Source organism: Alkalibacterium kapii (assembly GCF_007988865.1).
Taxonomy (GTDB): domain Bacteria; phylum Bacillota; class Bacilli; order Lactobacillales; family Carnobacteriaceae_A; genus Alkalibacterium; species Alkalibacterium kapii.
The window spans coordinates 112535-124990 of the sequence record NZ_BJUY01000003.1 but is presented as its reverse complement, the minus strand read 5'-3'; the positions used below and the strand labels follow the sequence as shown (position 1 = coordinate 124990).

10 protein-coding genes are annotated in these 12456 nt (G+C 39.7%); all 10 read right to left on the bottom strand.

Annotation, left to right across the window (positions count from 1 at the left end; genetic code table 11):
• Positions 1 to 2 precede the first annotated feature (2 nt).
• The 10 genes from AKA01nite_RS02265 to dnaA all read right to left on the bottom strand — a co-directional run bounded on the left by AKA01nite_RS02265 (position 3) and on the right by dnaA (position 12324).
• Positions 3 to 2000, bottom strand: a complete 1998-nt coding sequence (locus tag AKA01nite_RS02265; protein WP_146923391.1) for a DHH family phosphoesterase — start codon at positions 1998 to 2000, stop codon at positions 3 to 5.
• Positions 2001 to 2163: 163 nt separating this feature from the next.
• Positions 2164 to 2397 (bottom strand): 30S ribosomal protein S18, encoded by a 234-nt coding sequence (rpsR, locus tag AKA01nite_RS02260; protein WP_146923389.1) that lies wholly within the window; start codon positions 2395 to 2397, stop codon positions 2164 to 2166.
• A gap of 26 nt (positions 2398 to 2423) precedes the next feature.
• A complete protein-coding gene (gene ssb, locus AKA01nite_RS02255; protein ID WP_146923387.1) occupies positions 2424 to 2948 on the bottom strand; it encodes a single-stranded DNA-binding protein in 525 nt (174 codons plus the stop codon).
• A gap of 53 nt (positions 2949 to 3001) precedes the next feature.
• Positions 3002 to 3301: a 30S ribosomal protein S6 gene (gene rpsF / locus AKA01nite_RS02250; RefSeq protein WP_146923385.1), complete on the bottom strand. Its 300-nt coding sequence runs from the start codon at positions 3299 to 3301 to the stop codon at positions 3002 to 3004.
• 194 nt (positions 3302 to 3495) lie between these two features.
• Positions 3496 to 5991, bottom strand: a complete 2496-nt coding sequence (gyrA, locus tag AKA01nite_RS02245) for a DNA gyrase subunit A (protein WP_146923383.1) — start codon at positions 5989 to 5991, stop codon at positions 3496 to 3498.
• 72 nt (positions 5992 to 6063) lie between these two features.
• The gene (gyrB, locus tag AKA01nite_RS02240) at positions 6064 to 7980 is read right to left on the bottom strand and encodes a DNA topoisomerase (ATP-hydrolyzing) subunit B (protein WP_222592467.1); all 1917 of its coding nucleotides are present in this window, start codon (positions 7978 to 7980) and stop codon (positions 6064 to 6066) included.
• 32 nt (positions 7981 to 8012) lie between these two features.
• On the bottom strand, positions 8013 to 9134 hold the full coding sequence (gene recF / locus AKA01nite_RS02235) for a DNA replication/repair protein RecF (RefSeq protein ID WP_146923379.1): 1122 nt from the start codon (positions 9132 to 9134) through the stop codon (positions 8013 to 8015).
• A gap of 2 nt (positions 9135 to 9136) precedes the next feature.
• Positions 9137 to 9367 (bottom strand): S4 domain-containing protein YaaA, encoded by a 231-nt coding sequence (gene yaaA, locus AKA01nite_RS02230; protein ID WP_146923377.1) that lies wholly within the window; start codon positions 9365 to 9367, stop codon positions 9137 to 9139.
• A gap of 293 nt (positions 9368 to 9660) precedes the next feature.
• Positions 9661 to 10800 carry a DNA polymerase III subunit beta gene (dnaN, locus tag AKA01nite_RS02225; protein ID WP_146923375.1) on the bottom strand — a complete coding sequence of 380 codons (1140 nt, stop codon included), beginning with the start codon at positions 10798 to 10800 and terminating at the stop codon, positions 9661 to 9663.
• Positions 10801 to 10989: 189 nt separating this feature from the next.
• Complete coding sequence (gene dnaA, locus AKA01nite_RS02220) at positions 10990 to 12324, bottom strand: chromosomal replication initiator protein DnaA (protein ID WP_146923373.1); 1335 nt, start codon at positions 12322 to 12324, stop codon at positions 10990 to 10992.
• Positions 12325 to 12456 lie beyond the last annotated feature (132 nt).

Below are 12456 nucleotides of genomic sequence, written 5' to 3'. Positions count from 1 at the left end.
TTTTAATCTAATTGAGAATGTATAACTTCTTTTAATTCTTCTATTATTTCAGAAATACTTCGATCGTCGATCTGGGTTGCGGCATTAGATAAATGTCCACCGCCACCCATTTTTTCCATGATGGTCTGTACATTGATTTTACCTAAGCTTCTCGCACTGATCCCCACTGTATCTTCTGATCGTCGTGTTACGACAAAGGCAGCTTCAACCCCAGACATACTGAGCATGGTATCAGCTGTTTGTGCTGCTGTAACAGAGGGGTATATTTCATCATTACTTCCATGAGCGATAGCTACACCATCTATTACGAATTCCAGCGTTTGGATCAACTGGCTGCGTTTTAGATAATTCTCAGGATCTTCTTTTAAAAGCCTTTGTATCATAGTAGAATTGGCTCCTACTGATTGAAGGTAACTGGCTGCATCAAAGGTACGAGAACCCGTTCTTAAACTGAAGTTATTCGTATCTACAACGATACCACCAAGCATAGCAGTGGCTTCGATCCTATTGATCGGTTCGCCATCTGTTGAAACATATTCAAAAAGTTCTGTTACCAATTCAGCAGTCGATGATGCATAAGGTTCGATGTAAACGAGCAATGGATTTTCAGTAAACTCTTCCCCACGTCTATGATGATCTATCACCATATTACGTTTAGACTTTCTCAGCAAACTAGGTGCAATGGAAAGAACAGGCTTATGATGGTCAACTAAGATGACAAGGTCATCAGGGTTGATTATTCGTTCTGCTTCTTTTGAGGAAATAAGATTATCTTTCACTTGTTTATATTCTTTTACTTTTTCCAAAAGTAAAGCGACATCTTTATTGACGTCGTCTTCGTCAATAACGACATACACTTCTTTTTTGAGCATCATAGCAATCCGGGCAACACCAAGAGATGAACCGATGGAATCCATATCGGGGTTTTTATGTCCCATAACGAAAATCGCATCACTGTCGTTCATTAATTTTTGCATCGCCTGACTGATCATACGTGAGCGGACACGTGTACGTTTTTCCATTGGGTTGGTTTTACCGCCATAATAGCGTGGTTCTTCATCAACGGCTTTGACAATTGCCTGATCACCGCCGCGGCCTAAAGCTAAATCAAGATTGTTCTGTGCAAGTTCTGCCAGCTTATCAAACGATGCATCACCATAAGACAAGCCCATGCTGATTGTAAGCGGCAGGTTACGCTTGGAGGTACGCTCCCTGATACTATCAATGATATTAAATCGATCATTTTCTAAACGTTTGAGCTCTTCTCTATCTAGAAGCAGAAAATAGCGGTCATCTGAAATACGCTTATAGAAAATGCCGTGCTGTTTGCCCCAATTAGAAAAATAGGTCGTTAAAAGACTATCAAAACCTGATATTCCTCTATCATCCAGACCTTGAGTGATCTCATCGTAATTATCTAGAAATAACCAGCCAACGACCGGACGTGTCTTTTCATATTCCTCTGTGACTGTTGCATACTCTGTTATATCTAACAAATACAAGGCATTGATATCTTTTTGCAATGAAACTTTATAAATTTTGCCGTACCATTCCACTGAATTAAACTCTTCTCTTTTGTCATTTTCAAAATAATCAGACAAATCCTGATTCACTTCTTTGATCGGTTCTCCTAATAGCTGTTGGTCTGCCGGCAGCTGCAGTTGCATGTAAGGATTGATCCATTCAATTTGATTCTCGTTGTTAAGTAGAATGATACCCATAGGCATTTTGATCAAAGCTTCTTGCTGTCCACGTTTAATCCGATAAGATAAATTAAGAATATAACTATTTAGTTCGTCATTATATTTATTGCTGAACTGCCATATGATCACGAGAGTAATGAAAAACAAAACCAGCATCAAAGCTCCCAGCCAAAGGTAGGCAAAGAAACTTAACACTGTCATTATAAACTGAACAGCTATCGCAAATAAGAGCATACGCTTCAAATAAGGATGATTCAGTAATTTAGGAAGATTGTCTTCCTGAGACTTATTATTCATATTTTCTCCTCTTAGCATTGACATTTTAAAAACTGTTTTCTTATATCTTAACATGTTTACAAGGCTACTTCTATACTTGCTTTTTCTTTTAAATGTTTCACGTGAAACAATTTAAAAGAAAAAAAGCTGCAACAGTTTCTCTGTCACAGCTTCTAACTACTATTTAATCTTCAGTAACGAATGGCAACAAGCCCATGATTCGAGCACGTTTGATTGCTTTCGTTAATTTACGTTGGTTTTTAGCATAAGTTCCAGTTACACGACGTGGTAAAATTTTACCTCTGTCTGAAATGAAACGTTTCAGTAAATCGACATCTTTATAATCGATATATTCAATATGATTAGCTGCAAAAAAATCAACCTTGCGGCGCTTTCTTCCACCTTTACGTCCAGCCATGTTTTAATCCTCCTTCTATTCTTGAATCAAAATGGTAAATCGTCATCGGAAATATCAATGGAATCATTATTTGTATCGAATGGATCCTCATCGAAATTCGCATAATTGTTTTTAGAGTTGTTCTTAGGAGCTTGATTGGTGTTCTGAGAATAATTTCTATTACTGGAAGAATTGTTAGAAAATCCAGAATTGGAACTTGATCCGTCATTTTGTGCACGTCTTTCTGTGACTGATTTTGGTTCAAGCATTTGGAAGTTCTCACATACAACTTCTGTAATATAAACTTTTCTGCCTTCGTTATTTGTATAGTTTCGTGTTTGCATGCGACCTGTTACTCCAACTAATGAACCTTTTCGGGTATAGTTGGAAACAATCTCAGCTGTTTTTCTCCACGCCACACAATTAATGAAATCTGTTTCTCTCTCACCTTGTGCGTTAGTGTATGGACGTTCCACAGCGACAGTAAACGATGCAACGGCAATCCCGCTACCTGTATAACGAAGTTCAGCATCTCTAGTTAAACGTCCAACTAGTACGACATTATTAATCAATCAAGGTTGCTCCTTTCTTAAAAACAATCAACTCTAATGTTTCACGTGAAACATTAGTCTTCTAGACGAACGATCATATGACGCAAAATATCGTCATTGATACGTGCCAGGCGTTCAAATTCATTGATAGCTGTTGCATCTGAAGTTTCCAAGTTTACTAAGCGATAAGTTCCTTCGCGGTAATCTTTAATTTCATATGCAAAACGGCGTTTCGCCCAGTCTTTTGATTCAGTTACTTCAGCACCATTATCTTTCAGGATAGTTTCAAAGCGTTCTACTAAAGCTTTTTTACCTTCTTCATCAAGATCAGGACGGATAATGTATAATATTTCGTATTTAGCTGATTGACTCATCGTTGACTGTCACCTCCTTATGGACTTTGGCCCCTTCATGTGAAAGAGCAAGGAGAGTATTCTAAATAGAGTACTCACTTCGAAATATTATAGCATGTGCATCTGTAAAAAACAAGGATTCTTTTAGAATTTCATAAGAAAAAGCAGCCCAAAAAGAGAGCTGCCCTTTCTTCTATAAGATATAAGTAATGAACTTATTCTTCTGTCTCATCATTTTCATTCTCATTCACTACATCATTAATTTCTTCCAATTCCTCTTCTTCAGGTTCGACTTTTGCTAGTGTTGATACGAATATATCATCTTCCAGCCTCATCAGTCTAACGCCTTGGGTCGCACGCCCTGTTTGTGAAATGTTTTTGGCATGGAAACGGATAATGACGCCACTTGTCGTGATCAGCATGATATCCTCTTCTCCATGAACAGTTTTCAGTCCGACCAGGGGTCCATTTTTTTCAGTAATATTGATGGTTTTGACACCTTTACCGCCACGTCCCCTGATGGCATAATCACTGGCAGGTGTCCGTTTACCGTAACCATTTTCAGTGATTACCAGTACCTCTGAATCAGGATCAAGAATATCCATACCTACAACATAATCATCTTCTCTTAGACGGACTCCTCGAACGCCTGCTGCTGCTCGTCCCATACTTCTTACGTCTTTTTCGTGGAAACTTACAGCATAACCTTGACGGGTGCCCACAATGATGTGATCGGAGCCGTTTGTGACCGCAACATTTATCAGTTCATCATCTTCTTTAAGAACGATGGCTCTTAGACCACTCGTTCGAATATTTTCAAATTCACTGAAAGCTGTCCGTTTCACCGTACCCATTCGGGTCGTAAAGAAGAGGTGATCCGAGGCTTTCGTTTCTCCTCTTGTACTGATGATGGCCTGTATACTCTCATTATTATCGATCCCCAAGAAGTTGATCGCAGGGATCCCTTTTGCCGTTCTGCCATACTCAGGAATCTCATACCCTTTTGCCTTGTAAACTTTACCTGTATTAGTGAAAAATAGTAATTGATCATGAGTGGAACAGGTGATCAGTGTTTCAACAAAGTCATCTGTATTGGTCGTCATCCCTCTGACACCACGGCCGCCTCGATGCTGCGCTTTGAATTCAGTAATAGCCATGCGCTTCATATAACCATTATGAGAAAGCGTCACCGCGATTTCTTCTTCTTCTATCAAGTCTTCATCTTCAAGGCTTAAAGACTCGCCAACCAATAATTCCGTCCGGCGATCATCGCCATGTTTTTCTGCGATTTCTTCAAGCTCGGTTGCGATAATTTCATGAACACGTTGAGGATTGGCTAAAATATCAGCTAAATCACTGATCAAGGCGAGCAGTTCCTGATACTCGCCTTCAATTTTATCTCTTTCCAGGCCAGTCAGACGAACCATACGCATATCTAAAATAGCTTGTGACTGCCTTTGACTTAAGCCAAATCGCTCAATCAGGGCATTTTTAGCGATGTCAGCTGTGTTGGATCCCCTGATGATCGAAATGATCTCATCGATATGATCCAGAGCGATACGCAATCCTTCCAAAATGTGTGCGCGTGCTTCTGCTTTTCGTTTATCGTATTCCGTTCTTCTTCGTATAACGATGCGCTGATGTTTAAGGTATTCAACTAAGATTTCTTTAAGACCAAGTGTTTTCGGTACACCATCCACGATGGCGAGCATGTTGAAGCCGAAAGAGGTTTGCAGCGGAGTCATTTTATATAAATTGTTTAAAACGATACTTGCTGAAACATCACGTCTGACGTCAATGACTACACGGAGACCATCTCTGTCTGATTCATCATTTAAATCTGTAATGCCTTCGATACGCTTATCACGGGCCAGGTCTGCGATGCGTTCCACTAATCGAGCTTTATTGACTAAGTAAGGAATCTCATCCACGATAATACGTTCTTTGCCGTTTGGCTGAACTTCGATTCTTACTTTAGCTCTGATTTTTATGGATCCTCTACCCGTTTCATAAGCTTTCCTTATACCTGATTTTCCTAAAACCATAGCTCCTGTTGGAAAATCAGGCCCCGGCAGGACTTCCATCAAATCGGCAACCGTGGCTTCTTCATTTTCCATGATCACACGGCAGGCATTTATAACTTCTCGCAAGTTATGAGGAGGGATATTGGTTGCCATTCCCACCGCAATCCCTGATGCCCCATTCACAAGCAGGTTGGGGAAACGTGCCGGCAGGACGTCCGGCTCCCGTTCTGATCCGTCGTAGTTATCATGATAATCAACAGTATCTTTATTTATATCGCGCAGCATTTCTAAAGCCATCTTACTCATTCTTGCTTCAGTATAACGCATGGCAGCAGCGCTGTCTCCATCGATCGATCCAAAGTTACCGTGCCCATCGATCAGCGGGTTACGGAAACTGAAATCCTGAGACATTCTCACCATTGATTCATAAATAGCAGAGTCACCATGGGGGTGATACTTACCCATGACATCTCCGACGATACGAGCAGATTTTTTAAAAGCTTTATCCGGTGTCATTCCCAATTCGTTCATTCCATACAATATCCGACGATGTACAGGTTTTAACCCGTCTCGAACGTCAGGTAAAGCACGAGCAACTATTACACTCATCGCATAGTCTAAAAAAGACTTTTTCATCTCGCTGGATAGATTTATTCTTTCCAGCCGTGCTTCTTTTTCTTCAGCCAAGTATTTTCCTCCTCAGACGTTTATATAACCTTTTGAACTTATTTGATTATTATTTAGTTATATTAATTGAAATTAAATGTCTATATTCTCTACATATTGGGCATTTTCTTCGATGAATTCGCGTCGGGGTTCAACTTTTTCGCCCATCAGCATATCAAAGACCAAATCCGCTTCAATAGCGTCTTCTACGGTTACTTGAAGTAAGCGTCTGTTTTCCGGATTCATGGTTGTTTCCCATAATTGTTCTGCATCCATTTCACCTAGTCCTTTATAACGCTGTATAGAAGGTTTAGGTGACGCTGGGATAGATTTAAGGTGTTCCTCCAATTCTTTCTCAGAATCCACGTAGACTTCTTTTTTGCCTTGTTTGATTTGATATAAAGGCGGCATCGCTACATACACATACCCTGCTTCGACGACAGGTCGCATAAAACGATAAAATAAAGTCAGCAGTAAGGTCCTGATATGTGCCCCATCGACATCGGCATCTGTCATGATTATCAGTTTATGATATCTGGCTTTGTCTATCTCGAATTCTTCTCCAAAACCTGTTCCCATGGCCGTAAATAATGCGCGTATCTCTTCATTCGCTAAAATACGGTCGATCGATGCCTTTTCAACATTCAAAATCTTTCCTCGAATAGGTAAAATAGCTTGAAACAAGCGCGAACGACCTTGTTTTGCCGATCCGCCAGCTGAGTCACCCTCAACGATAAAAATTTCTGATTTTTCTGGATCTTTGGAAGAACAATCCGCCAGTTTTCCTGGTAAATTACTGATTTCCAGTCCATTCTTTTTACGTGTCACTTCGCGGGCTCTTTTAGCTGCTAAACGAGCTTTGGCAGCCAGTAAGGCCTTTTCTATTATTTTTTTACCGATCTGAGGATTTTCGACCAGGAAACGGTTAAAGTGTTCACTGAACAGCCGGTCTGTGATCGTTCTGACTTCTGAGTTTCCTAATTTCGTCTTGGTCTGCCCTTCAAATTGAGGATCGGGGTGTTTGATGCTCAAGACGATCGTCAGTCCTTCTCTAGCGTCTTCCCCACTCAAATTCTCTTCATTTTCTTTTAAATATTTATTCCGTTTGGCGTAATCATTGATAATGCGTGTGAGAGCCGTTTTAAAGCCCGACTCATGCATCCCGCCTTCATAAGTATGAATATTGTTGGCAAAACTCATAATATTGGTGTGATAACCATCTGTATGCTGCAGAGCAACTTCGACGGCGATACCGTCCTGTTCTCCTTCCAGATAAATCGGCTCATCGTACAAAACAGTTTTGCTTTGATTCAAATAATCAACGTAACTTTTTATTCCGCCATTATATTGATATTCCAACCGCACTGGTTCTTCCCCACGCTGATCTTCGATCGAAATGGCCAACCCGCGATTCAAAAAAGCTAATTCACGTATGCGCGTCGCCAGTTTATTGAAATCATAGCTTGTCGTTTCAGTGAAAATTTCTTCGTCTGCCTTGAAACGAACCGCGGTACCTGATTTATCTGTATCACCGGTTTCGTGCAGTTCTTTTACAACATCGCCGCGTTCAAACGTCATGTTGTGGATCTTACCGTTTTTATATACATCCACTTCAAGGAATTCAGAGAGAGCATTGACGACAGAAGAACCCACTCCATGGAGGCCTCCCGATACTTTATAACCGCCTCCACCGAATTTTCCACCAGCATGGAGGATCGTAAAGACAGTTTCAACTGCAGGGCGCCCTGTTTTTTCCTGGATATCGATCGGTATACCTCGCCCATCGTCCCTTACTTCAATAATATCCCCGGGTTTAATAGTGATATCGATATTTTCGGCATGTCCTGCCATAGCTTCATCAATGGAGTTGTCAACGATTTCCCAGACCAGGTGATGAAGTCCTTCAGGTCCTGTGGTTCCAATATACATTCCCGGTCGCTTTCTGACTGCTTCCAATCCTTCCAGTACCTGAATCTGACTTGCATTATACTCTTCTCTCAATTCTTCAATTTCTCTCGGCGTTAATTTATCTTCAGCCACTTTTATTCACTCTCCATTTCAATCTGCCCGTTTATCACGGTGAAAATACGTGGATCATGGAGCAATTCTTTTTTCACTCCATCTAAACTTGTTGTTGTCAGAAAAGTCTGTACTTTATCTTGAATAGACTTCAATAAATGTGTCTGACGATCATCATCCAGCTCGCTTAATACGTCATCAAGAAGAAGCACGGGGTATTCTCCGGTCATTTCTTTCATCAACTCGATTTCAGCCAGCTTCACACTCAAGGCAGTCGTACGCTGTTGTCCCTGTGAACCATAAGTCTGCACATTTTTACCGTTAACAAAAAATTTTATATCGTCTCGATGCGGTCCTGTAAGGGTCGTACCCTGCTCCATTTCTCTACGCTCATTTTTTTCATAGTGTTCAAGTAAATTTTTCATTATCATATCTTTGTCTTTTTTCGACTGCAGAGTTATAGACGAAGCATAGTCTAAAATCAGCTCTTCTTTTTCCTGACTGATATCTGCGTGAATGGGCTGTGCCCATTTTTCCAGCCGTTTAACAAAAGAAAAGCGTTCAGCAAGTACCTCAGCACCTTCTGCCGCTAGTTGTTCATTCAGTATAGATAAGTAGGTTTTATCTATTTTTTTATTTTTTCGATTCTGCTTCAAGTACACGTTACGCTGTTTCAGAATTTTTTGATACTCCACAAGATGATACAGATAAATGGCACTCATCTGTCCCATTTCCATATCCAGAAACTTGCGTCTCACTGATGGAGATCCTTTGACTAAAGCTAAATCTTCCGGAGCAAATAAAATCACATTCAAGTGACCGATATAAGTGCTTAATTTTTTTTGCTCAAGATGATTCAGTCTGGCTTTCTTTCCTTTTTTCGACAACACGATTTCAAGTGGATAAGAGGTTTTTTCAGTAATAACGTTGCCCGACACTTTAGCAAAATCCTGTTCCCAGCCGATCAGTTCTTTATCATTCGCCGTTCGGTGACTCCGAGCCATGGCCAAAACATAAATACTCTCCATCATGTTCGTTTTACCTTGAGCATTCTCACCTAAAAAAACATTGATATTCTTAGAGAAAGTAACAACTGCTTTTTCGTAATTTCTATAGCCTTTTAAAGAAATATCTTTTAAAAGCATAGTTATTCTCCGTCAGCAGAGGTTGTTATCGTATATGTTCCGAATTCTTCTATTTTGACCGTATCACCAGGATACAATTTTCTGCCGCGACGGTCTTCACGCTCATCATTGACCCATATTTTGTAATCTAAAAGAAAAGGCTTAGCCATTCCCCCGCTTGATATAATATTGGCATGTTTTAAAAACTGACCTAAATTGATCATTTCATCATCGATTTTTATCATTTCAGACATTCTTTTCGACTCCTTCAAAGTAAACAGGTATATCTGCTTTTCTGCCTATTCATTTCTCTCCATATTATACCTTAAATAGGGACTTAAAACAAATCTATCTAGTAAAATAAGCATTCTAATCGATTTTTATAGTTAAACGATCAAAAATACTTTTCAGGTCTGAATCTTCTTAGAAATGAAATTTTAGCAGAATTAAAAAGATTTGCCTGTCACAGTTTCGTTCATTAGTTTACAGTGAAAGAGAAAAAAAAGACCCGAGCGGGTCTTTTTTTTAAGTCAGTTGTTTTAAATAGTTAGCTGGATGTACGGATGGGGGTGATCAGTTGAATAAACTCGTCATTATTTTCACTTGGCACAAGTACAAATGGACGTAATGTGGAAATCAGTTTTAAAGTGACCTCAATAGAACCGAACGTTGTCAAAGCCGCTTTCAAATAGTCTGGATTAAAGGAAATTTCCATATCTTCACCTTTTAAATCATTGAAGGTTACTTGTTCGTTTACACGACCCACTTCCGGTGAATTACCTGTTATTTCCACACTGTTATCTTTAACTGTAAGCTTGACTACATTGTTTTTCCCTTCATGTGATAAAAGACTGGCTCGTTCGACCGCACCAAGCAGCGTGCTGGCTTCAAGTGTCAGTTGTGTTGATGAACTCTCAGGGATCAATCTGTTTGTATCAGGATAATTTCCTTCAAGTAAGCGCGAATAAAAGTACGTATCTTCCGTTTTGAACAGAATCTGGTTTTCAGCTACAGACACTTCGATTTCATCGAGACTATCATCAAGAAGACGTGTCAGTTCCTGCAGACTTTTGCCTGGAATAACCAAATCGTAGGAAAGATTCTCGGTTCCTTCAATAGGTATAACACGCTGACTTAAACGGTGACTATCTGTTGCAACGGCCTTCAGTTTACCATCTTTAATGATAAAGTGGATACCTGTAAGTATCGGACGGCTTTCATGAGTAGATACCGCAATGACTGTTTGCTTGATGATTTTTTTTAAAAGATTGACAGGTAAAGTAAAAGCATCTTTTGTATCTATTTCTGGAAGCCTTGGATAATTGACGGCATCTAAGCCATTGATGACAAAGGCAGATGAAGCTGATGTTATGGATGTCTGAACACCGTTTTTAACTTCAACAGTAAATGTCTCATCTGGCAGTTTATTGACGATGTCACTGAAAAAACGGGCAGGCTGAAGCACAACTTCTCCAGGAGCGTCAATAGTCAATTCTGCAGCCTCATTTGAAACAGTTAAAATGGTTTCAATTGAAATGTCTGAATTACTTCCTGTCATTTTTATTCCTTCAGAGTCCGCTATTAATTTGATCCCGGTCAATATAGGAATGGTTGCTCTAGATGAAACAGCTAACTGGACATCTTTTAATTTTTTCAAAAATATTGCTCGATTGACGGTGAATTTCATGGTCATCCTCCATTATTTAATTTAGTGACCCACTACATATTATATATTAATATAAATACTTAGTAATAGTAGTAGGCCCTGTGCATACTGTGGAAAACTTTAAAAACAATGAGAAACAAGGCTTATACACATGTGGATAAACTGTGTATAAGTGTGTGATTAACTTTCGTTTTTATCCACAGGATCTTTTTAAAGACTTTTCTTTATTTCCTCGATCTGCTCCCGCATTTCTCCATCTTCTTCTTCGTTCAAAACTTTTTTAATTTTTTCATGAGCGTGAATGACTGTCGTATGATCTTTGCCTCCAAACTCTTTTCCGATTTTAGGCAAGGAGGTACTGGTCAGCTCTCGTGACAGGTACATAGCGATCTGACGTGGCAGTACGATTTGACGCACTCTTTTTTTCCCTTTTAGATCAGTTAAAGAGATTTGATAGTATTTACTGACTTTTTGCTGGATGGAAGCGATGGAAATATTTTGCTTGCCATCATTTTTGATCATGCTTTTCAACGCATCAGCAGCAAGACTAGTCGTGATATCGCTGCGCTGGATCGCTGAATACGCCTGTACGCGCACCAAGGCACCTTCCAGTTCTCTGATATTCGAATCGATTTGTCCGGCAATATAACTTAAGGTATCATTTGGAATTTCCAAACCTTCCGCATTCGCTTTTTTACGTAAAATTGCTATACGTGTTTCAAGGTCAGGCGGCGTGATGTCTACAGAAAGTCCCCAGGCAAAGCGGGAAACCAGTCTTTCCTGCAGTTTAGGAATTTCATTCGGCAGACGGTCACTTGTCAAAACGATCTGTTTACGGTCATCATAAAGCGCATTGAATGTATGGAAAAATTCTTCCTGCGTTCCTTCTTTATCAGCAAAAAACTGAATATCATCGACCAGAAGCAAATCTACATTCCGGTAATTCTGCCTGAATTTTTCCTGTGTTCGGTTTTGAATCGAATTAATAAAGTCATTAGCGAAATTCTCACTGGAGACATATTTAATACGGGCATTCGGATTGATTTGTAAATACTGGTGCCCGATTGCATGCATCAAGTGAGTTTTACCCAAGCCAACCCCCCCGTAGAAGAAGAGAGGGTTGTAAATCGTTCCCGGTTCTTCTGCAACAACTAAAGCAGCGGCGTGAGCCATTTGATTGCCTTTACCGATCACAAATGTATCAAACGTGTATTTACTGTTTAAAGTACTTGATTTGCTTTCTGAAGTGAATGAATTGATTTTATCACTTGTATCCTGATCCATATAAGCAGCTTGTTCATCAGCTGTCACAAATAACGGAGAAATTTCCCGACCAAGATATTCATAGAGATATTCGACCACTTTAGTGGAAAGGTTATTCTTCCAGTACTCTTTATGCAGGCTGGAAGGGACCTCGATCGTGATTGAATTATCAGAGAGTCTGACGAGGCTGGCACTTTGAATCCATGTATCATAGCTGACTTTTGAAAGGGTTTCTTTAAATTTATCTTGAAGATATATCCAGACTGTATGTATATTGTCCATTATTTTCCTCCTCGCCGTGAAGTTACTTTTTTCATTTTATCACGTTTTAAATCAGTTTTCCACAATTGAAAGAAATTGTTAATAAAAATTCCACAGCATGCGAACAAAGATATCCACAGCATGGAAAGAAGT

Coding starts and splice junctions, on each gene's coding strand:
- AKA01nite_RS02265 (WP_146923391.1), bottom strand. CDS start 2,000: ATGAATAATAAGTCTCAGGAAGACAATCTTCCTAAATTACTGAATCAT.
- rpsR (WP_146923389.1), bottom strand. CDS start 2,397: ATGGCTGGACGTAAAGGTGGAAGAAAGCGCCGCAAGGTTGATTTTTTT.
- rpsF (WP_146923385.1), bottom strand. CDS start 3,301: ATGAGTCAATCAGCTAAATACGAAATATTATACATTATCCGTCCTGAT.
- recF (WP_146923379.1), bottom strand. CDS start 9,134: ATGCTTTTAAAAGATATTTCTTTAAAAGGCTATAGAAATTACGAAAAA.
- yaaA (WP_146923377.1), bottom strand. CDS start 9,367: ATGTCTGAAATGATAAAAATCGATGATGAAATGATCAATTTAGGTCAG.
- dnaN (WP_146923375.1), bottom strand. CDS start 10,800: ATGAAATTCACCGTCAATCGAGCAATATTTTTGAAAAAATTAAAAGAT.
- dnaA (WP_146923373.1), bottom strand. CDS start 12,324: ATGGACAATATACATACAGTCTGGATATATCTTCAAGATAAATTTAAA.